This is a genomic window from Desulfovibrio sp. ZJ200, from assembly GCF_011039095.1.
Lineage (GTDB): Bacteria > Desulfobacterota > Desulfovibrionia > Desulfovibrionales > Desulfovibrionaceae > Desulfovibrio.
Genome location: NZ_JAAKEH010000047.1, coordinates 1 through 22,628 on the forward strand (window position 1 = coordinate 1; position 22,628 = coordinate 22,628).

The window sequence follows — 22,628 nt, forward strand, 5'->3', positions numbered from 1 at the left end:
TTTCCCGAGAATTTTTCCGCTTCGATATACCGTGCTGGCATGGCACTTTGGGCAGTCGGGCTTTGCTTCCATGGGCTCCTCCTGTTGGAGGGAGATAACATATTTACATCATATTGTTAATACTCTCTGTGGAGGAACGCGGCATTGACGCTTCCCTCGGCTCCGACGGGGGGGGCTCTCCGGCGGCCAGGCCCAGCGCCTGTCCATCGCCCGCGCTCTCTACGCCGATCCCTCCGTCCTCATTCTTGACGAGGCCACCAGCGCTCTGGACGGCGGCGTGGAACACGCCATCATGGATACCTTTTTCTCCCTGCCGCAGGATATTACCCTTGTGATCATCGCGCACCGGCTGACAACCGTGGAGCGTTGCGACACGCTCATCTGGATTGAGAACGGCCGCCTGCGCGACATGGGCGCGCCGGAACGGCTATTGCCACGATATGAGGCGGCGCTGTTGCAGCGGGAAGAATAACCTTCCGCCCCGCCCCGGGCTTCTCCCTCATCCATGCAGCGTCTCCTCCGGTCTGTGCGTCAATTCCGCGGATGGCGAGGAGGGCGCCCTTCCCAAACGTCCCCCATTTTTTGATTGAAAATATTCATTTTCAATCACTTCGCCGCCATCATTTCGCATCCAGGCTTCAGCCGTTGCGACGAAGGAAGCTACGGATGGAGACAGCAAGTAGAGCAGATTACCTTTGACTTTTTATGAAAGTCAAAGGTGGCATTCAGGCGAAAAACGCGGTTTTCGTCTGAATGTACGCCGCGTTGCGGCGGCTGCCGCTTTCGCGTCAGCAGAGCATTTTCAAAGAGAAAATGCTCCAGGCCGGTCGCGCGTTGAGACAGCGCCGGGCGGTTCAGGAATCCAGCCAGGCGTCCAGCGCCGTGCGCACAGCCGGATTCTGGGGTTGGTGCAGCGCGAGCTGCTGATCCCCGGCCTCGCGGTGCAGAAATTGCCGCAAGTAGGGATCGTCGCTGGCTTCCAGGGCGGCCAGCGGGCCGGAAAAGATCGCGCCGCCGTCCCTGAGCACCAGCACATGATCCGCAATGGCGCGCAGACTGGCCAGATCATGACTCACTGCCACCAGGGTCATTTCAGAGTATTGCTCGTGCATGGAGCGCAGCAGCTCGTCCATGCGGGCCGCAGTGATCGGGTCCAGGCCGGAAGTGGGCTCGTCGCAGAGCAGAATGCGCGGTTCGGCGATAATCGCGCGCGCCAGGCCCGCGCGCTTGCGCATGCCGCCGGACAACTGGTTGGGGAAAAAATCCGCAAAATCCTCAAGGCCGACCATGCGCAGCACGCGCAGGGCAGCCTCGCGAATCAGGGGCCTGGGCAGATGCAGATGCTCGCTCAGAGGAAGGGCCACGTTCTGGGCCAGAGAGAGCGCGCCCAGCAACGCGCCGTCCTGAAAAAGCACGCCCATCTGACGGCGCACGCGGCGGAATTCCCGCGTGCCGAGCCTGAAAAGATCCCGGCCGCCGATCAGCACGCTGCCGGAAATGGGCCGCGAAAGGCCGATGATGTGCCTGAGCAGGGTGGACTTGCCCCCGCCGGAACCGCCCAGGATGACGGAAACCTTGCCCGCGGGCAGCACGGCATTGATGTCGCGCAGCACCACATGCTCGCCGTAGCCCACGGTCAGCGACCGGAATTCAATGTCCCAAGTCTGCATGGATACCGCCTAGTTCATTTTTTGATTGAAAATATCTATTTTCAATCACTTCGCTGCCATCATTTCGCGTCCAGAACGCGGTCTGAACGCTCATTCGGCGCGGGCGCCAGCTAACGCTGTCGCCAGAGCGTTTAGCTAATTTCATTAGCAAAACGCTCTAGAGCAGAAAGGAAGTCAGCACATAATCCGCGGCCAGAATCAGCACGCAGGAAATGACCACCGCCGAAGTCGTGGCGTTGCCCACGGCCTCGGGGCCCACGCTGTCGCGGCGGCGGTGGGTGTAATAGCCCTGGCGGCAGCAGACCGTGGCCACCAGCAGGCCGAAAACCACGGCCTTGATAAAGCCGCCCGCCACGTCGTTCATGGTCACGGAACTGGCGATACGGTAAAAGTAGGCGCCTTCGTTGATGCCGAGCATCAGCACCCCGGTGAGATAGCCGCCGATAATCCCGATGACGTCGAAAACGGCCGTGAGCAAGGGGAAGGAGATCAGCGCGGCCAGCAGACGCGGGCTGACCAGATAGCCCAGGGAGTTGATATCCATGACGTCCAGGGCGTCGATCTGATCCGTGATCCGCATGACCCCGATTTCCGCGGCCATGGACGAACCGGCCCGCCCGGTGAGCATAATGGCCGTGAGCACTGGCCCGAGCTCGCGGATCAGGGTCAGGGACACGGCCGAGCCCAACATGCCCACCGAGCCGAACTGGACCAGGGTGTAGTAGCCCTGGAGGCCCAGGACCATGCCGCAGAAGATGCCGATCAACAAAATCACGAACAGGGATTTGTAGCCGATCACATACACTTGCTGCAAGGTGCGCGGAAAAATTTTGACGCTGCTGAAAATCTGCGCGAGCCCGGCCAGCATGAACAGCGCCGTGCCGCCCACGGCGTCAATGCCCCGCAAACAGGGGCGGCCCAGCGCGCGCAAAAAACGCGCAAAGGCGGGAGCATCGGAACGACTTGCCATGACCGGCCTCATTTGCTCTTCCGGCTTTTGCCGGAAACAGGTTTTTTCGCGGCCAGAATGGGCGCGCCCAGCTTCATGCGCCGGAGTTCCTCGCGCAGATTGGCGGCATCCAGTTCCGTGCCGCGCAGGCTGACCATGACCAGAAGCACTTTGCCGCTTTTCTGCTGACGGCTGCGCAGGCCGCGCTCCTCCAGCCGGGCCCGCAACCTGTCCGCGTCAGCCTTGTCTTTAAAGGCCGCCGCCTGGAAAAGCCAGTCAAAAAGCGGCGCTTTCGGCTGCGAAACCTGCGGGGCTTGCGAGGGTTGCGCAGCTTGACTTGCGGCCTGCCCCCGGGACGCGGCAGGGCGGGCTTGCGCGCCCCCTTGCGTTTGCGCGGCAGGCGTGGGGGGCGCTGTTCCCCCCGCATTCTGACTGATGCCCCAGGCTGCCAGCCCCTCGCCCTGGGGACGGCTGAAGGGATAGGCGGGCGAGGCGGCTTGCGAATCGGCAGGAAGGGCAGGGGCCGCGTTTTGAGCGCCAGCGGCCTGGGCCGCGCCGGTCCGGGCGGCAGTATTCCCGGTGCCCGGGGGCGTGGCCGCCGTGGTTTCGGCGTGCTGCGTCCCGGCTGACTGCGGCGCGGCAGGCTGAGCAGGCGCGGGCCAGTCGGGCGGGGCGGCAGGCGAAGCGCCCTGGGCGGCGCTCGCGGCCGGCTCCTCCGCAATCATGCCGGTGATCTGCCCCACGCGTTTTTCCGGATTCTGGCCGCGACCGACCATAAAGCCCATAAAAAAAGACCAGCCCACGGCCGCCATCAGCACCAGGCCGAGCGCGGCCAGGGCCGCGCCGGACAAACTGACGGTGAAGCGGCGCTGCCTGTCGCTTGCGGAAGGATTTTTCACGCGGACTTTGCGCAGGGGTTGGACCATAAAAGTGTACCTGTTCCGGAGTCCGTTTCTTGTCAAAGGCAAGGGCGTTCAAAAAGTCATGGCGCCGGGGAAGCCGCGCCGCTTCGGGCCAAGGCCATTACATGCTCTGCGGCGCGCTGACGCCGAGAACGTCAAGGCCGTTGCGCACCACTTGCCCCACGGCGCGCAGCAGGGCCAGACGGGCACGGCTGCGCTCGGGCTCCCCGGCCAGCAAAACCTGATGCCTGGCGTAGTAGCTGTGCAAAAGCCCGGCCAGCTCCGTCAGATAATGGCTGACATGATGCGCGGCCAGGGCTCTGGCCGCGGCTGCCAGCATATCCTCGAAACAGGCGGCCTTGCGCAGCAGGGCCATGTCTTCCGGCGTGTCCAGGCTGGTGAGCGCGGCCTCGTCCGACCTTGCGGGCAGGATGATGCCGCGCTCCTCCGCGCGGCGCAGCACCGCGCAGATCCGGGCATGGGCGTACTGCACATAATAGACCGGGTTGTCCAGACTGCGCTGCCTGGCCAGCTCCAGATCGAAATCCAGAGGGCTGTCGCTCTTGCGCGAGAGAAAAAGAAAGCGCGCCGCGTCCGTGCCCACTTCCTGCAAAACGTCGGCCAGGGTCTCGAAAGTGCCCGCGCGGGTGGACATGCTCACCGGCTTCCCGTGCTGCAGGAGATTGACCAACTGGATCAGCACCACGTCAAAGCTCTCGCGCTCTTTGCCCATGGCTGCCACGGCGGCCCGCATCCGCGGCACATAGCCGTGATGATCCGCGCCCCAGACGTCGATGAGCCAGTCGTAGCCGCGCTGAAATTTGTCATGATGGTAGGCGATATCCGACGCGAAGTAGGTCAGGCTGCCGTCGGACTTTTTCAGCACGCGATCCTTGTCGTCGCCCAGTTGTTCGGTGGCGAACCAGAAAGCGCCGTCCTTCTCGTAGGTGAAGCCCGCCTTGCGCAGCGCCGCAAAAGCCGCGTCCACGGCCCCGCTTTTCACGAGGGTCTTTTCCGAAAACCAGTGCCCGTGCTCCACGCGAAAGGCTTGCAGATCCGCCTTGATCCCGGCCAGTATGACCTCTTTGGCCCGCTCATGGCAGCGGTCCCGGCCCTGATCCGGCGGCAGATCCGGCAGCCCGGGATCGGCCTCAAGCATTTCCCGCGCGATATCAATGATATACGCGCCCCGGTAATACTCCTCGGGCCAGTCCACCGGGCGTTGGGCCAGCTCCTGCACGCGCAGCCAGACCGAAAGGCCCAGCAGGCGCATCTGGCGGCCCGCATCATTTATATAATATTCCGTGTCCACGGCGTATCCGGCCTTGCGCAACAAGCGGGCCAGGCTGTCGCCCACGGCCGCGCCCCGCCCGTGGCCCACATGCAAAGGGCCGGTGGGGTTGGCCGAAACATATTCCAGAAGCACCTTGCGGCCGCGCCCCGCGTCGCTTGCGCCATAGGCCCCGCCTGCCGCTTCGATGTCCGCAATCACACGCCGCCAGAAGGCCTGGCTGAAGGTCACATTGCAGAATCCCGGCCCCGCGGCTTCGGCTTTTTCCAGCTCCGGGCAGCGTTCCAACAATTTGGCCGCGAATTTTTGGGCCAGTTCCCGGGGGCTGGTTCTGGCTTGCCTGGCCAGAAGCATGGCCGCATTCACCGAGAGATCCCCGTGTCTGGCATCACGCGGGGGCTCAATGACGGTTTTGGCGGGCCAGGTCAGGCCTTCTTCCTCAATAACGGCCGCAAGGGCCGTGCGCAGAACTTCTGTGGCGCGCATATTTTTTCGCATCCTCGGCTTGCAGGGCTGGTTTGGTCTTCATGCGCACGGCGCGCGTAAGACGGCAATCAAGTGTTGCCCGGTCACATGGGCCGGGCAGGGCATGTCCGGGCCCAGAGCGTTTTGCTCATGGAATTGGCTAAACGCTCTAAAGGCCGAAACCCCTGGCGCTTTGCAAATCGTTGACCAGCGCAATGCGCGGCTCGTCCGCTTCTGCGGCGATTCCGGCCAGGCAGGGGGCCACCATTTTGCCCAGAACTGCCTTGGGCCCCAGCTCCAGCCAGAAGCGCGCGCCATCCGTATATTGATTGCGGACGGTTTCAATCCAGCGCACCGGAGAGGTCATTTGTTCCAGCAGATTTTCCCTGGCGCTTTCGCCGTCGTGCGCCGCCTTGCCGTTCACGTTGCAGTAGACCGGAAAACGCGGTTTTTGCCAGACCGCCTTGCGCAGCAACGGCGCAAGCTCCCGGTTGGCCTCGCGCATCATGGGGCTGTGAAACGCGCCGCTGACTTTGAGCTCCAGGCCGCGCCCCTTATGCTCCCTGGCTTTTCGGCAGGCCAGAGCCACAGCGTCTTTGGCCCCGCTGACCACAAACTGCGCGGGAGTATTATAGTTGGCCACGAGCAGCAATGCCTCGCTCTCCGTGGCCGCCTCGGCCACAATGCGGGCGACCCGGGCCTCGTCCAGCTTGAGCAGGGCGGCCATGCCGCCCGTGCCCTGCGGATCGGCCTCGGCCATCAGACGGCCGCGCAAGGCCGTGAGCTCCAGAACCGTGTCCGGCGAAAGCACCCCGGCCGCGGCCAGGGCGCTGAACTCGCCCAGGCTGTGCCCGGCCGCGCCCAGAGGCGCGGCGCTGCCGATGCGGGCGGCCGTTTCGCGCCACAAATTCAGATTGACCACGGTCAAGGCGGGTTGCAGGGCGCGGGTGTCGCTCATGGCAGCATCATCGCCTTCCCAGCAGATCTCGCGCAGGGGCAGGCGGCTGATGCTTTCCGCGCGTTTCCAAAGATTCATGGCCTCGGAAGAGGCTTCGGCCAGATCGCGGCCCATGCCGGGCTCTTGTGAGCCCTGGCCGGGAAAGAGCAGAACGGGTTGCGTCATTGTGCGGCTAGACCTCCGGAATAATGCCCACAACAGGGCGAATCGTTTTTTTACGTTATCGGCGCGGACCTTGCAAGTCCCGTCCGCGAGGGATATGACTGGCTCTGTCCGGATCTGCGCGGATCTGCGCGGCCCTGCGCGGGCTGTCCGGTCGCTTCCCGGCAAAGGATCTTGGAACGGCTCCGCAGATCAATGACCGGCGTCCGACCGGGAAGCGCATTTTTTCGGTATGTTCGGGTTTCTGATCGAAAAGGCGGAGAAGGTGAGAATGCAACAACAGACGGTGGACCTCAAAGAACTGGCGCGGCTGGCGGCGGCCTCGGGCGCGGATCTGCCTGCAACGGCCCTGGAGCCGCTGGCAGTGTATCTGGAGATGCTCTGCCGCTGGAACACGGCCATGAACCTGACCGGCGCGCGGAACTGGCAGGATGCCCTGACCCGTTTGGCAGTGGACAGTTTTCATCTGGCCGCTTTTCTGGACAGTCTGGATCTGCCCGCTGCGCCGCTGAGCTGGGATCTCGGCTCCGGCGCGGGCCTGCCGGGCATCCCTCTGCGCCTGGTCTGGACCAGGGGCGCGTATTACCTGGTTGAAGTGCGCGAAAAGCGAGCCCTTTTTCTCTCCAGCGTGCTTTCCCGCCTGCGCTTGCCTGCCACCCATGTTTTCCGGGGTTCGGTGGAGCATTTTTTTCAGGGCCAGTGTTGCCCCGCGGACTGCATCGTCAGCCGGGCCTTCATGCCCTGGCGTAATCTGCTGGATCTTGCGTTGCCGCATTTGCGGCCCGAGGGGGTTTTGATCATTCTTGCCCTGACGCCCGCGCCCGAGCAGTTGCCCGCGCCCTGGCGGCTCGGATGCGCGCGCTCCTACACGGTGGCGGGCAGGGGGCGCTGGTTCTGGGCGCTCAGGCCCGCCGGGCCGGGCGGGACGGCCCACAGTGCCGCGCCAGCCGGAGCGGCAGGCGCGGGCGCGTCGGGGAATCGTAACGGAGAAACGCAGCCGTGCGGCAACTGACGCCGCCCGCAACCCGATCGGATTCGGCTGAAGCCGCCCGGCCTGTCGGTTCCGGCGGCGGCAGCCCGCCCTCCCGCCCCGCGACTTTCGGGCAACAGGGCCGGGGCGGGGAGTCTTTGCGCCTCTGGCGTCGGGGCGTGCTCTGGGGGCTCGTGACTCTGGTCCTGGCCTTTGCCCTGCGCATGGTGGAGTGGCCCTGCTGGCAGAATCCGGAATACCGCCTGAGCAAGGAGTGGCTGCTGGCCACCCATGACGCCTACCACTGGGTGGCCGGGGCCGAGGGGTTCGGCCTGGCCGTGGGGCACCCCATGGCTGAAATGCTGCGGGCTATTGCCGGGGCCCTGCATACCAGTCCGGCGGCCGTGGCATTCTGGTTTCCGGCTGTGCTGGCCAGTCTGGTGGCCGGGATCGTTTTTGCCTGGGTCTGGGCCCTGGGCAGCATGGAGGCAGGCGTGGCCGCCGGTCTGCTGACTTCCCTGGCGCCCGGTTTTCTGGCCCGCACCCTGCTCGGCTATTATGACACGGATCTGGTGACCCTTTTCTTTCCCCTGCTCATGACGCTGGTCCCGGCCTGCTGGGCCATGCGCTACATGCTGCTGCCCCGGATGATCCTGCGGCGTCTCGTGGCGGGGACGGGCCTCAAGGCGACCCCGGATCAGTGGCGCGCCCGCGCCGTGGAGCAATGCCAGCCGCTGGGCAATCCCCTGCGCTGGCAGTGGGTGCTGCTGCTCGGGGCTTCGGGGATTGTTTCCTGGTGGACCCAGGAATGGCATTCGGTTTTTCCCTATCTGATCCGCTACAATGTGATCCTTCTGGCCGTCATGAGCCTGATCATGGCCCCGCGCGGGCGGCGCGCTCTTTTGCTGCTGGGCGCTCTGGCCTATGCGCTGCCCACCCTGGGCGGCCCGGCCGGCCTTGCCTTCAGCCTGATCCTGCTGGCTGCGGGCAGCGGGCCGGGGCGTCCCTTGCGCCGCCTGCTCTGCCGCCCGTCCGTGCTGGTTCTGCTCTGGCTGGGCACACTCGCGCTGTTGCTGCAGGGGCAAATCCTGACCACCCTGATTAACCATGCCAACGCCTATCTCAAGCACGCGGGCGACGTGAAGAGCACCGGCCAGGGCGCGACCCTGGTCTATCCTTCAGTGGCCCAGTCGATCATTGAAGTGCAGGATCTGAGCTTTGCGGCGCTGTTTCCGTACTTTCATCCCTGGATGGAAGCCGCCGTACTCGGGCTGCTCGGCTTCCTGCTGGTGCTCTTCCGCAGGCCGGGCGCGCTTTTTTTGCTGCCCTTGGCCGCCTTGGGGCTCTTGAGCACCAGGCTCGGCGGCAGAATGGTCATGTTTGGCGCGCCGGTGGTGGCCGTGGGGCTGACCCTGCCGCTTTACTGGCTGTTGCAGCGTCTGGTGCGCGCGGATCTGCGCGGGGCAGGGGCCGGACTGCTGACCTCGGCCGTGCTGATCGGCCTGCTGGTGGTTCCGTTTGTGGACATGATCCAGGCCATGTCCCAGGGCCCCATGATCAACCGCCGCCACGCCGACGCCCTGACCCGCGCCCGGACCATGACGCCCGAGGATGCCGTGCTCTGGCTCTGGTGGGATTGGGGCTATGCGGCGCACTATTTCGCGCGGCGGGCCACCATTGCCGACGGCGCGCAGCACGCCGGGCCCTCGCTGTACCTGCCTGCCGCTGTTTTTGCCACGGACAACGCGCGCTTTGCCCGGCAGTTGATCCGCTATACCGCCAAATCCGGCAACGAGCCGGGCAATGTCTTCAAAAATCTGGACGGCGCGGCGGCTCAGGCCCTGATGAACAGCCTGCGCTCGCCGGAAACCCCGCTGATCGAAGCCAACGGGCGGCTCTTCATAGTGGTCAGTTTTGAGATGCTGCGTCTGGGATTCTGGATCAGCAATTTCGGCAACTGGAACTTTGAGACCCGCCAGGGCGAGGGCGGGGCGCTGTCCATTGTGACGCAGGCCCTGGCCTACCACCTGGACAGCGGCGAAGTGCAGCTTGAAGGCAGCCCCACTGTTATTTACGCCTCGTCCATCGGGGTTTTTGAAGAAACCGGCGTGACCCGCCGCAATTATGTGCAGGAATGGTTTGACGCCCACCCCAGGGCCACGCCCGAGGAGCAGCAGGCATTTTTGTCCCAACGGCGCAACGTGTATTTTCTCTTTAACCGGGTCACGGACGAAAAGCTGGTCATGGACGAAGGCCTGTACAATTCGCTGATGGTTCAACTCCTGTTGAGCGATCCGCAGGACCCGCGTTTTTCCCCGTATTTCAAGCTGGTCTACGACAATGTTTTTGCCAGGATTTACGAAGTGCTCTGAAATTCCGCCTTCCAAGGCGCTCTGATCCGCACGGGGCGGCGATCGTTCAGAGCATTTTCTCTTTGAAAATGCTCTGCTGACGCGAAAGCGGCAGCCGCCGCAACGCGGCGTACATTCAGGCGAAAACCGCGTTTTTCGCCTCAATGCCACCTTTGACTTTCATAAAAAGTCAAAGGTAATCTGCTCTAGGTCGGGCAGGTATTTTTGTCAGTGATGATAGGGAACCTTGCGCAATATGCACTCCGCCCGGTAAAGCTGCTCCAGGAGGACCACCCGGGCCAGCTCGTGCGGGAGCGTCATGGCCGAAAGGCTGAGCAGGCGGCAGGCGCGGGCGCGCACTTCTTCGTCCAGACCGTAGGCCCCGCCCACAATAAAACAGACCCGGCCGCGCGCCTCCTGATCCATCTGCCGGAGCAGGGCCGCCAGTTGCGGCGAAGTCAGCTTCTCCCCGCGCTCGTCCAGGGCCAGGGGCAGATCCTGCGGGGCCAGAGCTTCCAGAATCCGGCGCCCTTCCAGGGCAGTGCGTCTCTCCGGGGCCAGAGCCGCGTCGCCGTCCCGCACTTCCGCGCATTCCAGACGCCGCCAGCGGGCGATCCGCGTGGCATAGTGGGCGGCGGCGTCTTTCCAGAACACTGTTTTCAGCCTGCCCACGCTGAGCAAGCGCAAAGGTTTGCCAATCATGTCCCATTCCCCCTGCCGCGTGCTGGATCTCAAGGCCGCAGTCCTTTGCCTGCGCCGCGGCGGCGTGCTGATCTTTCCCACCGAGACCTTTTACGGGCTGGGCTGCCTGGCCGCTGACGGCGAGGCTGTGGCCCGTATCTATCAGCTCAAGCGGCGGCCCGTCCAGCAGCCCTTGCCCCTGCTGGCCGCCGACGTGGCCCAGGCTGAGGCCGTGGCCCGGCTGGAAGCCGCGCCGCCGGAATTGCTCGCGGCTTTCTGGCCCGGCCCGCTGACCGTCCTTTTGCCCGCCCGGGCCGCCGACGTTGCGCAGGGCGGCGCGCGCGGCCTGCCCGCCGCCGTGCTCAATGGGGAGGGCAAGGTGGCCGTGCGCGTCACCCCGCATTCGCTGGCCGCGCGTCTGGCGCTGCTGGCGGGCGGCGCGCTGACGGCCAGCAGCGCCAATCTGAGCGGTCGCGCTCCGGCGCGCCATTGGAAGGATCTGGCTCCGGAACTGCTGGCCGCGCTGGCGGAGCTGGGCGATCTGGGCGGCCTGCTGCCTGCCGGAAGGGGAGGAGAACAACCGGCCGGAGGCGCGCCCTCCACCCTGGTGGAACCCCTGGAGGATGCGGAGCGGGGCGGGCAAAAACGCCTGCGACTGCTGCGGGCCGGGGCAATCAGCGCGCAAGCCCTGGCGCGGGCGGGCTTTATGTGCGTGTAAGTAAGGATCGCTGCAACCCGGGAGGGCGGGCAGAGCAGGGCTGCCGCATCGTATGCGTCAGCCCTGCCGTCCCGGATATTCGCTCTCGACGGCAGATGCCAAATTTGGCAGAATCATATCTCTAAGGAGCGCACATTCTCTCTCATTGAGGCAGCGAAATGGTATGAAAAAAACCGTGATTTGTCCGCATTGCGGGCAGCCGTTCAGCAAATACGCCAATCCCACGCCCACCACGGACGTGCTCATCTACACGCCGGAACGCGGCGTAGTAATCATTGAGCGCGGCAACCCGCCTCTGGGCTTTGCCCTGCCCGGCGGCTTCATTGAGGAAGGCGAGCAGGCCGAAGCCGCGGCCCTGCGCGAAATGCGCGAGGAAACCGGCCTGGAGGTCGAACTGACCGGCCTTTTGGGCGTCTATTCCCGCCCGGATCGCGATCCCCGCCAACACACCTTGAGCGTGGTTTTCACCGGCCGCCCGCGCAATCCCGAGGCCTTGCGCGCTGGAGACGACGCGGCCCGGGCCGCTTTTTACGCTCTTGACAAGCTGCCTTTGCCCCTGGTTTTTGACCACGCGCGCATCCTGGCGGATTTCAGGGAGGTTCTGGCCGGTCGCCGCACTCTGGCCGGGGTGGAGCCCTTGCAGGAAGAGGCGCGCTGATGGGCTATGCCTGCCTGAGAGAATGCCTGGCGGATCTGGAGGCTCAGGGGCAACTCAAGCGCGTGGACGCGGAGCTGGACCCCTGTCTGGAGCTGGCTGCCGTACAGCGGCGGGCCTTCCGGGCCAAAGCGCCGGCCCTGCTGTTCACCCGGGTCAAGGGCACGCGCTTTCCCATGCTGGCCAATCTTTTCGGCACGCGCGAGCGTTTGCGTTATATTTTCCGCGACAGTCTGGCCACTGTGGATGCGGTTCTGGCGGCCAGGGCCGATCCCGCGGCAGCCATGCGGCGGCCCTGGCGCTCGCTCAAGGCCCTGCCCGGCCTGTTCCACATGCTGCCGCGCATGGCGCAGGGCGGCAGCGCGCCGGTGCTGGAATGCCGCTGCGCTCTTGCGGATCTGCCGCGTCTGACCTGCTGGCCTCACGACGGCGGCCCCTTTGTCACCCTGCCCCTGGTGTATACCGAAGACCCGCGCAAGCCGGGCCTGGACGCCTCCAATCTGGGCATGTACCGGGTGCAGCTGGCGGGCAATGCCTATGCCGCCGACGAGGCGGGCCTGCACTATCAGATCCACCGGGGCATGGGCGCGCACCACGCCGCAGCCCTGGCCCTGGGGCAGGCCCTGCCCGTGCATGTCTATGTGGGCGGGCCGCCCGCGCTCAGCGTGGCCGCGGTGATGCCTCTGCCCGAGGGCCTTTCCGAACTGCGCTTTGCCGGTCTGCTGGGCGGCCGCCGCACAGCCGTGGCGCGTGACGCGGCCCTGCCGCTGCCGGTGCTGGCCCAGGCGGATTTCTGCATCAGCGGGCATCTGCTGCCCGGGCTCAAGCCCGAGGGGCCGTTCGGCGATCATCTGGGCTATTACAGCCTGCGGCATGATTTCCCGGTGCTCAAGGTGCGGGCTGTGCACCACCGCAGGGACGCGATCTGGCCTTTCACCACTGTGGGCCGCCCGCCGCAGGAAGACACGGTTTTCGGCGATTTCATCCACGAGCTTACCGCCGCGCTGGTGCCGCAGATGTTCGAGGGCGTGCGCGAGGTTCATGCCGTGGACGCGGCCGGCGTGCATCCTCTGCTGCTGGTTCTCGGCAGCGAGCGTTACACGCCGTATGAGGCGCGGCGGCGGCCGCGCGAGCTGCTTACCGCAGCCTTGCATCTGCTGGGCACGACCCAGACCGCGCTGGCCAAATATGTACTGCTGGCCGCGCATGAGGACGCCCCGGGCCTTTCCGCCCGCGATACGCCCGGATTCTTGCGGCATATGCTGGAGCGCGCGGATTTCAGCCGGGATCTGCATTTTCTGACCCGCAGCACCGGCGATACTCTGGATTACACGGGCAGCGGCCTGCACGAGGGCTCCAAGCTGATCTGGGCCTCGGCCGGGGAGAAGCGGCGCGAGCTGGGCCTGGAGCTGACAAGCGCGCCGGACCTGCCCGACGGCTTTTGCGGGCCGCGCGTGGCCGGGCCGGGCCTGCTGGTGCTGCGCGGCCCGGCGCACAGTCTGGGCCGGGGCGAGCCTGACCCCAGGCTGGAAGAACTGGCCCGCGTTTTTGCTTCCTGGCCGGGCCGGGAGGCTTTTCCGCTGCTGGCTGTGGTGGATGACCCGGAATTTTGCGCCGCCAGCCTGGAAAATTTTTTGTGGACGGTCTTCACCCGCTCGGATCCGGCCACGGACAGTTATGGGGCCAATGCCCGCATCCGGGCCAGGCATTGGGCCTGCGACGCGCCGCTGCTTCTGGACGCCCGGCTGAAACCCTTTCATGCCCCGCCCCTGGAAGAGGAGCCGGCGGTTGCCCGCAGGGCGGAGGCTCTGGCCGCGCCGGGCGGGCCTTTGCACGGCTGCTATTAGCGCATTTTTTGATTGAAAATGGATATGTTCAAGCAAAAAATGCTCTAGAGCGGTTTGCTGTTGAAAACGGCAACCGCTCTGGCGGTCGCGGGAGCGGACGCCCGCGCCGGCGGTAGCCGTTAGCAAGCTTTGCTTGCGTACGGATAGCGACAGCGGTTGCGTTGGCTGGCTGTCGCAGTAACCAGTTGCTGTCTTCATCCGTAGCTTCCTTCGTCGCAACGGCTGAAGCAATGAGCCTGAAAACCACGCTTTTCAGGCGCTTGTCCCGCTTGCGGGGACTTGTCCCGCTTGCGGGGAAATGATGGCAGCGCCGCTTTTGAAATTGAATAATTTCAAAAGCAAAATGCTCTAGCTGAAAACCCTGCAACGCGCTGTTTTCTTACCGTATTGCAATGCAAAAACATTGTCTGGCCTGTGAGCCCGAAGCCTCGCCCCTTCTGCGCCTGGAAAATCTCTCGGTGCATTTTCTGCGTGACGGCGGCCTGCTCCCTGCGGTGCGCGATGTGAACCTCACTTTGCACCCTGGCGGCATCACCTGCCTGGTGGGTGAGTCGGGCTGCGGCAAAAGCCTTACGGCGCGCGCCATCCTGCGTCTTGTGCCGGAGACGGCCGTGATCAGCGGTCGTGTTTTGCTTCAGGATACGGATTTGCGTACCCTGCCGGAACGAGCCTTGCGCCGCATCCGTGGGCGACGGGTCGGAATGATTTTTCAAGAGCCCATGACCTCCCTTAACCCCGTGCTGACCGCAGGCGAGCAGGCGGCCGAACCCCTGCGCCTGCATCTGGGCATGAGCCGTGCTGAAGCCCGCCGCGAAACCGAGCGACTCTTTGCCGAAGTGGGCATTCCTTCCCCGCACAGCCGTTATGAAGACTTTCCCCACCAGCTCTCGGGCGGCATGCGCCAAAGAGTGATGATCGCCATGGCCCTGGCCTGCCGACCGGAACTGCTCCTGGCCGACGAGCCGACAACCGCGCTGGATGCCACCATCCAAGGCCAGATTCTGCGTCTGATCGTCAACCAGAGCCGGGACAGAGGCATGGCCGTTCTGCTGATCACCCATGATCTCGGCGTGGTTGCGCAAGTGGCGGATACGGTGGGCGTCATGTATGCCGGGCATCTGGTAGAGCACGCGCCGGCGGGCGAGCTGTTTGCAGCGCCGCTCCACCCCTATACCAGAGGCCTGATGCACTCCGCGCCCAGCCGCGGTTCCATGCAGCTCGATCGCCTGCCCACCATACCGGGCAGTGTGCCCAGCCTGGAGAATATGCCTGAGGGTTGTCCTTTCCATCCGCGCTGCGCCGAAGCCATGCCCCGCTGTGCCGAAGCCATGCCGCCGACCTTTGCCCGGGGCGCGCATGCCACAGCCTGTTGGCTGGCGGCGCAGCCTTCGCGCGACGCCTTCTGACAGTCGCCGACCTGAAAAGAACCGATCCCGGCCGGTAGAGCGTTTTGCTACTTTCATGAGCAAAATGCTCTATGCGCAGCTTGTGGCATACTTCCTCCCTATGGTTGATGGCAAGGAAACTATGCCACACTAACGATTTTTAGCAAATCTCGTGGCTACACACCTTAGGGCGTGTTAGCACTATCCTGCGTATTCTCAACTATTTTAAATGGTTCAATGAAAATTCTTTCCCCGGCAGAATTACGAGGCAGTGTCCCGAAAAAACAAAGTTTTTTCTGATAAGCGTGAACAGGCCCTAGTCATGACCCAAAAATAAATTTTTTTTCTATTTTTTTGCTTAATTCAAACAGAAAATTAGCCTAGAGCATTTTCACTTTGAAAATGCTCTGCTGACGCGAAAGCGGCAGCCGCCGCAACGCGGCGTACATTCAGGCGAAAACCGCGTTTTTCGCCTGAATGCCACCTTTGACTTTTATAAAAAGTCAAAGGTAATCTGCTCTAAAGACTGTGTGTTCAGTTCAACGCTGTGAAACAGGAACGAGCAAAGGAACGCCCTGTCTGTGGCCGCGCGGACTGTTGGCCCACGCCAGACTGTGGCGGATGCCCATGTCGCCCCCTGTGCGCTCATGCGTCATGCCAGAGCGCTTTATCATAGCGTGATATGCAGAGAAAAAACTGTGGAACAGTGGCAAAGCTGATGTGTTCAAGAGCCAACTCCTTGACAGATTCCGCCAAAGACAAGCCGGAGCGCAGCGCACGCCTGTCGCCCCCACAGCGCATACGGCAGGCGCCGCTTCGTCCTGTTCCGATCTTCACGCGGCCATGCCCGTGCTGCTGTCCATTATTGTTGTGACCATAGACCGGCTGCGGCTTGTGGAGCGGTTGTTCCTGAGCCTGGCGCAGCAAACCTGCGGGAATTTCGAGGTGCTGCTCATGCACGCTGCGAAGGTGCCGCAGGCAGATGTGGCCGCCGTGTGCCGCCGCTTTCCCGAACTGACGATCCGCGCCTTCCCCACGCCGGACACCTGCCTGTCGCGCTCGCGCAACGCGGCGCTGCCTCACATTCGCGGCGAGCTGTTCTGCATTGCGGATGACGACTGCGTGTACGAGCCGGATACCGTGGCGCGGGTGCTCGAACAGTTCCGACGATTCCCGGATGTCGCGGCCCTGACGGGAACGGCCGTTGGCCTGGACGAAAGCGTGCCTCCCGCCCGCGAAGGCGCGGTGGTGCGCGATGCGCGGTGGCTGTTCCAGGGCTGTCCCAGCTATGTGCATTTTTACCGCACACGCGTGCTTGATGCAGTGCACGGCTTTGACGAAGAGCTGGGCCTCGGCAGCGGCACGCCTTGGCAGTCCGGGGAGGAGACGGATTTTCTGCTGCGCACGGCGCAGGCCGGTTTTGGTGTCATGCGCGCGCCGGCGGTGCGTATCCGGCATCCGCGTCCGAACCTGCGGGAGCTACCGCAGGAGAAGATTCGCGCTTATGCCGCCGGGCGCATGCGGCTCCTGCGCAAGCACGGCTGCTCGCGGGCCTTTGTGCTCGCCAATGTTGTCTATCCGCTGGCCATGCTACCCTGCGAGTGTCTGGCCGCGTCGTGGCGCATCATGCGCTACCGCTGGGCCATGTTCTGGGAGCGGCTGCGCAACCTGCGGGGGGCGGCGTGAACATCGCCGTGGTGACGCGCGAATTTTCGCCCCTGACCAGGAACGGCGGCATCGGCACGGCCATGCGCTGCCTGTGCGAATTCCTGGCGGTTGAAGGCGGGCATGCGGTGACCGTCTACTACACGGGGCGACCGCATCCGGGCATGGCCCTTTTTGCCGAGGCCATGCGCCGCCGCGGCCTGCGTTTTCGCCCTGTGGTGTCCTTGCCCGGGCTGCTCTTGCGCGACCCGGTGCGCCGCAGCCGCAAGGCCTTTTCCGTGCTGGTCGGGGCGCAGCATGACGTCTGCCTTTTTCATGAGTTCATGGCGGACGGCCTGTTCTGCCTGCGGACACGACGGCGGGGCGAGGGATTAACGGACATGCCCATGGGCGTGGTGACGCACGGCTCCTCCCTCTGGGTGGACGAGGGCAACGGCTGTGTATCCGGCGAAGGCAAACGGCGCGAGCTGTACGCCATGGAGCGGGAATGCTGCGCGCTGGCGGATTTTCTGGTCAGCCCCAGCCGTTACCTGCTGGGCTGGATGCGGGAGCGAGGCTGGACTCTGCCGCGGGACACACGCTGCATCCCCAATTTCACGGCCCTGCCGGGCAGCGTCCCGCCAAGGCCGGACGGCGCTGGGCAGGACGGAACTGTGGAGCTTGTCTTCTTCGGCCGTCTGGAGGAGCGCAAGGGCGTGCGCGTGTTCTGCGAGGCGCTGGCGCTGCTGTCGCCGGAGCTGCTGTCCGGGCGGCGCGTGACCTTCCTCGGCAAGGAGGCCGGCTTCCGCGCGGCGGACGTGCGGGCCATGCTGGCCCGGCAGACGGCGGCAGGCCTGCAACTCGCGCTGCTGACCGGTCTCGGCCCGGACGAGGCGCGCCGCTATCTCTGCGCGGGCCGCAGGCTGGCTGTCATGCCTTCGTTGCGGGAGAACTCCCCCTGCGTGGTGGCCGAATGCCTGGAGAGCGGCATCCCCTTCCTGGCCTCGTCCGTGGGGGGCGGCAGGGAACTGGCGCGGGAAGAGGACAGGAACAACGTTTTTTGCGTGCCCGAGACGACGGCTCTGGCAGAACGGCTGCGCCGCGCGCTGCAGGACGGGAACCTTCCGGCGGGCCGGCCGGCGCACACGCGGGAAACGCTGTTCGCCCAATGGCAGGAGTTGCTGCGGGAACAGGCGCTGCAGGCGGCATAACAGGATCAGCAAAAGAAAAAGGCTTACAGCAATGACAGGCTCTCCGGCGCTGCGGCGCCTCGTGAACAAACTCTATGCGCAGTACGTCAGCGCCGCGGATCAAGCCCTGCTGGACTTCGTCTTTGACGACGAGCCCACGCAGGAAAAGCTGGATCGCTGCTTAGCGGCCTGCGACATTGAAGTCTTGGGCGCGGGCAAGGTCATCCTGCTGACCTACGCGGCACTTGAGCATCCCGAACTGCGCTTCAACGCCTATGCCGGGCCGCGAACCAGAGAGCTGAACACCTTTTTCCGCTTCGCCAACATGAAGACGCTGGCGCATTTCTCGCGCATCGGCAAGGCGTACAATGCCGCGGGCATCCCCATGCTGCTGTTCAAGGGCGGGGCCATGAAGGTGCTGCGGCCCGCCCTGTCCCGGCCCATGGGCGACGTGGACGTGCTCATCCCGGCGGAACGCATCGCGGAGGCCACACGCATCGGCGAGGAGCTGGGCTACCGGCATACAAGAGAAGAATCCAGCCACGCGGTAGACTTCCACACGGAAACCGAAAGCGCGGTGGACGTGCATCACAGCCTCTTCGACCCGGTTCCCGGTCGGGACCAGACGCCCCTTGCCAGGAAGCTCTTCGCCCGCGCCGCGCCCTGTCGCGCCTTTGGCGTGGACTTCCTGCTGCCCTGCCGCGAAGACCTCTGCTTCCTCGTGCTGAACAACCTCACCAAGAATCTGCGCGAGCACACCACACTGCACGGCCTCTGGTTCGCCCTCTGTGACTGCCGCTGGCTGCTGCGGGACAAGCCGGATTTCGACTGGGGCATCGTGCGCGCCGCCGCCGCCCTCTGCGGCCGCGCCATGGAAACGCGCTTCGCGGCGGAATTCATGAACCGCATTGTTCCCGGCCTCATTCCCGAGCCGGAACGGCATCTGCCCGCCGGCACGGCCGTGGACGACTTCTGCGAACAGGTCGTCTACGACGAGGACTATTTCTTCCCGCACCGGCGGCGCTGCCAGGAGCTGCGCGTGGTGGAGCTGAAGAACGCGCCCCGGCGCTGGGTGCCCTACCTCGCCAAGTACCTTGTCATGGAAAAACTGCGCGGCAACCCGGCCTTTGTGCGCTGGTTCCTGCGCCGCAAGGAACGCATGGAGGCGGCCCGTGTTCTGTGACACGCCCACCCAAAAGCAACTACGCGCCATCTACGCCGGGCTGGCGGCCCGCGCTGTGGAACACGGCGGCCCCGTCTGCGTGAAATACCTGCAACTGGGGACGCAAACAGTGCGCGTGGTCTGCTGCGCGGCGGACTTCATCCCGCATATGGAGGCCCAGTGGGCCTACATTCTACGCGACGACGCACCCGCCTGCGACGCCACCATTGTGGTCTGGCAGGAGCGCGAGTTCACCAGGCTCGCACAGTATGCCGCCACCTGCGACAGGACGTCCGCCGCCTACCGCCAATGGCGGCTGGACAAAATGCGCGGCGCGGCCAGGCCCGTCACCGACCTGACCCTTGTGGACCCGGCCTTCCATCATCGGCAGCCCGTGGTGGAAATCTGTTCCGGGGACAAAAGCGTCAGGGCATGGGACCCCGCGAACCGTGTCTTCTATTACGCGGTCAGAGACTTTGCGCCGGAGGAGTTCATCAAGCGCGGGCATCTCTGCGTGCATGCGCTGGCCTGCATCCTCAAGAGGCCGCAGCGCAACCTGGGGCACGGCGCTGTGGTGGGCCTCGACGGGCACGGCGCGCTCATCTGCGGCATGGGCTACCGGGGCAAGTCCACCCTCTCCGTGGCCGCCCTGCTGGACGGCTTCGAGTATGTGACCGACGACTACATCCTGCTGGACAAGAGCGACGGCACGCTGCGCGCCTGGCCCATCTACTCCATTATCACCCTCGGCCCGGCGGTGTACCAGACGCTGTCGCCGCGCATGGACGCCAGATTCGTGTCCAACAACGGCCGCAAGGACAAGTACGTCTTCAGCATTGCCCGCTACCACGAGCGTTTTGCCACGGCCTACCCCATTGAGTGCTGCCTGTTCCCCCGCTTCACCGGCGGGTCGGAGCCGCGCATCGAGCCGGGCGACCGCGTCATCGCCACGGATGAATTTGCCTTATCCACAGTCAACCAGACCGGGGAGGCACAGGACATGCGCCTCATCGCCAAGCTCTGCGGCTTTGTGGACGACCTGCCCTGCTTCCGCTTCAACCTGACCACGGATTTTTTCAAGAACACGCGCTGCCTCCGGGAGTTTCTGGAACAGCGCCGACACCTGAACCACTGATCCCCGGAGGATATTCCCATGGCTTCCTATGTGCTTAACGAAGCAAAAATGTTCAGCGACATCGCCGACGGCATTGCCATTGTCATCAATTCCGAAACCGGCATCTACTACGGCATGAACGGCTTTGGCACCACGGTCTTTGACAGCCTCATGTCCGGCGCGTCCGTCGAGGCCGTGCTGGCCGCGCTCAAGGCCCTGCCCGGCGCGCCGGACGACATGGAGGCCCGGCTCAACGCCTTTGTGGATGAGCTCAAAACTTTCGAGATCGTTATCGAGGGTGGCGACGGAACGGGCGAGGCCGGCATCGACGCCGAGGCCGCCAAGGCGGACGAGTTCACGCTCACCGTGCAGGAATTTGACGACGCCCAGGAGCTGCTCCTGGCCGACCCCATCCACGAGGTGAAGGAAGACACCGGCTGGCAGCCCGACAAGAGCGCCCTGGAAACGGATCAGGAAACCGTCAAGGCCAAAGAAGCCAAGATGAAAAACTGATTCCGGTGAACGCCATGCCTTCTGTTCCTCAGGTTTCCGTCATCATTCCGGTCTACAATACCGGCCCCTATCTGCGGCGTTGCCTGGACTCCGTGTGCAGGCAGACGCTGCGGGATATCGAGATCATTTGTGTGGATGGCGGATCTACAGATAATTCCCTTGAAATTCTACGCGACTGGCAGAGTCGTGATGCACGAATCCGCCTTATAGAGCTCGGTACAAATCAAGGGTCTTCCGTTGCCGCAATGCTGGCCTTGCTATTGCTTGTGGAGAATACATTGGTTTTATCGATTCTGATGATTTATTGATTTAGATTACTATGAAAAATTATTTTATTCTGCATATAATAATATGTCAGATATATCACGTGCAGCATTTTTACATGTTGATATTGAATATATATCAAATAATATTGATAAATGTCAAATAATAGAAAAAAATAAAAAATTAATACAGTCTGAAGTTAACAGAAATGAGTTATTAAAAAAGAATAAATTATGCTTTTGTGATGGATTTACAACATGTATTTTTAGAAATAATATTATTAAAGATAATAATATTATATTCACTGAAGGATTAAATAATTTTGAAGATATTGTATTTCTTGTACAATGTGCTTATTATGCAAATAAAATAAGTATTATAGATTCAGTTTATTATTATTATTGTTGTTTAACAAAAAACTCCAATTCAAGAAGAACAAATACCTATGAAACCCTCAAAATGGTTACTGATAGTTCAAAAATAGTTATGGATTTTTTAAATACGTATGATTATGATAAATATTCATATATGTATATATCTAGATATATTATTAATACTATAAAATTATTACAAGTAAAAACAAAACTTGATATTTTTTTAATAGAAAAAACACTTTTAATACTAAAAATGAACAAATTTTTACATGAAGATCGTGATATACAACTATTATTTACACACTTTTTATTGAAGAAAAAGTTAATAAAAATAATTAAATTTCATAATATGGAGTATGTATGACTACCAAAATTTCATGTGTCGTACCTGTTTGGAACTCACAACACTGGCTTGCAGATTGTTTAGATAGTATATGTGGACAAACTATACATGATATCGAAATTATATGTATTAATGATGCATGTACAGATAAGAGTGGAATAATTTTGGAAAACTATGCAGCAAAAGATCCATGTATCAAAATCATTACTCTTTCACAGAACCAGGGTGAGTGAGTTGCGCGTAACTTGGATATGGAGATGGCTTCAGGCCAGTATATTGGTTTTATTGATAGTGATGATTCTATTACACCATGTTTTTTCCAAGAATTATACAATTCTGCCATACAAACGGAGCAGATATAACACGAGGATACATTCGTGAATATTGTTTTGACAAAATTATATTAGATAAAAATGATATTCTTGATTCTATAAAAAAAGATAAATCTTATTTTTTAAGCGGTTTTTCATCAGTCATTTATAAGATATCTTTTTTAGAAAAATGGAAAATAAATTTTGGTAAATATATTTCACGCTCTGCAGATACAGCATTCTTATTACATGCTGTCGCAGCAAGTAATTTTGTTGCTGTTAGAGCATTTTGCTTTTAACTTTTTACATAGCCACAGGATTTAAACCATCCTTCAGCGTCTTTTTGTGTGATACAACTTAATGCTTTTCCAATGGACTTGTACAGTTCATCACATGTTTTTGCTTTCATACCCCGAAGTAATTGTTTCACTTTGCTCCACATCTTTTCAATGGGATTTAAATCCGGGCTGTATTCTGGAAGGAAAATATACTTGCAGCCTTTTTCCCTTATCAAGTTTTGGGCTGTTTTTGATTTATGGACATTCAAATTATCCATTATAACAACATCGTTAGCTTTAAGCGTTGGAAGAAGAAATTTTTCAATATAAGCATTGTACATTTTTCCATCCAGTGCCCCATCAAAAACAACACTGCAAGTTTCTCCCGTTACCCGGATTGCTGAAAGTATGCTTATCCTTTCCCAACGTCC

22 protein-coding genes and 1 pseudogene are annotated in these 22,628 nt (G+C 61.5%); 16 read left to right on the forward strand and 7 right to left on the reverse strand.

Translation table 11 applies throughout. The annotated features are described in order from the left end of the window. The first annotated feature begins 277 nt into the window (after positions 1–277). Positions 278–472 (forward strand): hypothetical protein, encoded by a 195-nt coding sequence (locus G7Y52_RS15350; protein ID WP_241159726.1) that lies wholly within the window; start codon positions 278–280, stop codon positions 470–472. A gap of 382 nt (positions 473–854) precedes the next feature. On the opposite strand, the gene G7Y52_RS11930 is transcribed toward G7Y52_RS15350, so the two are convergent. From G7Y52_RS11930 to G7Y52_RS11950, 5 genes are all read right to left on the reverse strand, one after another. After that, positions 855–1,670, reverse strand: coding sequence for an ATP-binding cassette domain-containing protein (locus tag G7Y52_RS11930; RefSeq protein WP_165072223.1), 816 nt, complete (start codon positions 1,668–1,670; stop codon positions 855–857). A gap of 157 nt (positions 1,671–1,827) precedes the next feature. Then, a complete protein-coding gene (locus G7Y52_RS11935; RefSeq protein WP_165072226.1) occupies positions 1,828–2,640 on the reverse strand; it encodes an ABC transporter permease in 813 nt (270 codons plus the stop codon). An 8-nt stretch (positions 2,641–2,648) separates the two neighbouring features. Continuing rightward, the gene (locus G7Y52_RS11940; protein ID WP_165072228.1) at positions 2,649–3,545 is read right to left on the reverse strand and encodes an SPOR domain-containing protein; all 897 of its coding nucleotides are present in this window, start codon (positions 3,543–3,545) and stop codon (positions 2,649–2,651) included. Positions 3,546–3,642: 97 nt separating this feature from the next. After that, positions 3,643–5,298 carry an arginine--tRNA ligase gene (gene argS / locus G7Y52_RS11945; protein ID WP_165072231.1) on the reverse strand — a complete coding sequence of 552 codons (1,656 nt, stop codon included), beginning with the start codon at positions 5,296–5,298 and terminating at the stop codon, positions 3,643–3,645. A gap of 148 nt (positions 5,299–5,446) precedes the next feature. After that, positions 5,447–6,400, reverse strand: coding sequence for an ACP S-malonyltransferase (locus G7Y52_RS11950; protein ID WP_165072233.1), 954 nt, complete (start codon positions 6,398–6,400; stop codon positions 5,447–5,449). 268 nt (positions 6,401–6,668) lie between these two features. Here G7Y52_RS11950 and G7Y52_RS11955 point away from each other — a divergent pair, with 268 nt between their 5' ends. After that, a complete protein-coding gene (locus tag G7Y52_RS11955) occupies positions 6,669–7,409 on the forward strand; it encodes an RsmG family class I SAM-dependent methyltransferase (protein WP_165072260.1) in 741 nt (246 codons plus the stop codon). Beyond that, positions 7,397–9,739, forward strand: a complete 2,343-nt coding sequence (locus tag G7Y52_RS11960) for a dolichyl-diphosphooligosaccharide--protein glycosyltransferase subunit STT3 (protein ID WP_241159727.1) — start codon at positions 7,397–7,399, stop codon at positions 9,737–9,739. Before G7Y52_RS11955 ends, G7Y52_RS11960 begins: the two co-directional genes overlap by 13 nt. A gap of 207 nt (positions 9,740–9,946) precedes the next feature. On the opposite strand, the gene G7Y52_RS11965 is transcribed toward G7Y52_RS11960, so the two are convergent. Next, entirely contained in the window at positions 9,947–10,420 is a 474-nt protein-coding gene (locus tag G7Y52_RS11965; RefSeq protein WP_165072235.1) for a 23S rRNA (pseudouridine(1915)-N(3))-methyltransferase RlmH, read from the reverse strand. Between G7Y52_RS11965 and G7Y52_RS11970 the strand changes: the two genes are divergently transcribed. The 13 genes and pseudogenes from G7Y52_RS11970 (at position 10,419) to G7Y52_RS12035 (ending at position 22,218) form a co-directional block, all read left to right on the forward strand. Next, complete coding sequence (locus tag G7Y52_RS11970; protein WP_165072237.1) at positions 10,419–11,117, forward strand: L-threonylcarbamoyladenylate synthase; 699 nt, start codon at positions 10,419–10,421, stop codon at positions 11,115–11,117. The genes G7Y52_RS11965 and G7Y52_RS11970 overlap by 2 nt on opposite strands. A 163-nt stretch (positions 11,118–11,280) precedes the next feature. Further along, positions 11,281–11,775: an NUDIX domain-containing protein gene (locus G7Y52_RS11975; RefSeq protein ID WP_165072239.1), complete on the forward strand. Its 495-nt coding sequence runs from the start codon at positions 11,281–11,283 to the stop codon at positions 11,773–11,775. After that, positions 11,775–13,619, forward strand: coding sequence for a UbiD family decarboxylase (locus tag G7Y52_RS11980; RefSeq protein WP_165072241.1), 1,845 nt, complete (start codon positions 11,775–11,777; stop codon positions 13,617–13,619). Before G7Y52_RS11975 ends, G7Y52_RS11980 begins: the two co-directional genes overlap by 1 nt. 392 nt (positions 13,620–14,011) lie before the next feature. Continuing rightward, complete coding sequence (locus tag G7Y52_RS11985; RefSeq protein ID WP_165072243.1) at positions 14,012–15,025, forward strand: ABC transporter ATP-binding protein; 1,014 nt, start codon at positions 14,012–14,014, stop codon at positions 15,023–15,025. 822 nt (positions 15,026–15,847) lie between these two features. Beyond that, a complete protein-coding gene (locus G7Y52_RS11990) occupies positions 15,848–16,690 on the forward strand; it encodes a glycosyltransferase family A protein (RefSeq protein WP_241159728.1) in 843 nt (280 codons plus the stop codon). After that, positions 16,687–17,859 (forward strand): glycosyltransferase family 4 protein, encoded by a 1,173-nt coding sequence (locus G7Y52_RS11995; protein ID WP_241159729.1) that lies wholly within the window; start codon positions 16,687–16,689, stop codon positions 17,857–17,859. Before G7Y52_RS11990 ends, G7Y52_RS11995 begins: the two co-directional genes overlap by 4 nt. Positions 17,860–17,920: 61 nt before the next feature. Then, a complete protein-coding gene (locus G7Y52_RS12000; RefSeq protein ID WP_241159730.1) occupies positions 17,921–19,021 on the forward strand; it encodes a nucleotidyltransferase family protein in 1,101 nt (366 codons plus the stop codon). Beyond that, positions 19,011–20,135: a hypothetical protein gene (locus tag G7Y52_RS12005; RefSeq protein WP_165072247.1), complete on the forward strand. Its 1,125-nt coding sequence runs from the start codon at positions 19,011–19,013 to the stop codon at positions 20,133–20,135. The genes G7Y52_RS12000 and G7Y52_RS12005 overlap by 11 nt, the downstream gene beginning before the upstream one ends. 18 nt (positions 20,136–20,153) lie before the next feature. Next, entirely contained in the window at positions 20,154–20,627 is a 474-nt protein-coding gene (locus G7Y52_RS12010; protein ID WP_165072249.1) for a PqqD family protein, read from the forward strand. A gap of 14 nt (positions 20,628–20,641) precedes the next feature. Then, positions 20,642–20,935: a glycosyltransferase family 2 protein gene (locus G7Y52_RS12015; RefSeq protein WP_165072251.1), complete on the forward strand. Its 294-nt coding sequence runs from the start codon at positions 20,642–20,644 to the stop codon at positions 20,933–20,935. Between the two features lie 43 nt (positions 20,936–20,978). After that, positions 20,979–21,629 carry a hypothetical protein gene (locus tag G7Y52_RS12020; protein WP_165072254.1) on the forward strand — a complete coding sequence of 217 codons (651 nt, stop codon included), beginning with the start codon at positions 20,979–20,981 and terminating at the stop codon, positions 21,627–21,629. Then, positions 21,626–21,970 (forward strand): annotated as a pseudogene (locus G7Y52_RS15355) (glycosyltransferase family 2 protein). Before G7Y52_RS12020 ends, G7Y52_RS15355 begins: the two are co-directional and overlap by 4 nt. Continuing rightward, positions 21,919–22,218 carry a hypothetical protein gene (locus G7Y52_RS12035; protein ID WP_165072221.1) on the forward strand — a complete coding sequence of 100 codons (300 nt, stop codon included), beginning with the start codon at positions 21,919–21,921 and terminating at the stop codon, positions 22,216–22,218. Before G7Y52_RS15355 ends, G7Y52_RS12035 begins: the two are co-directional and overlap by 52 nt. Here the strand turns inward: G7Y52_RS12035 and G7Y52_RS12040 are convergent. Further along, on the reverse strand, positions 22,215–22,628 hold a 414-nt coding region (locus tag G7Y52_RS12040; RefSeq protein WP_165068458.1), incomplete at its 5' end, for a transposase. The genes G7Y52_RS12035 and G7Y52_RS12040 overlap by 4 nt on opposite strands.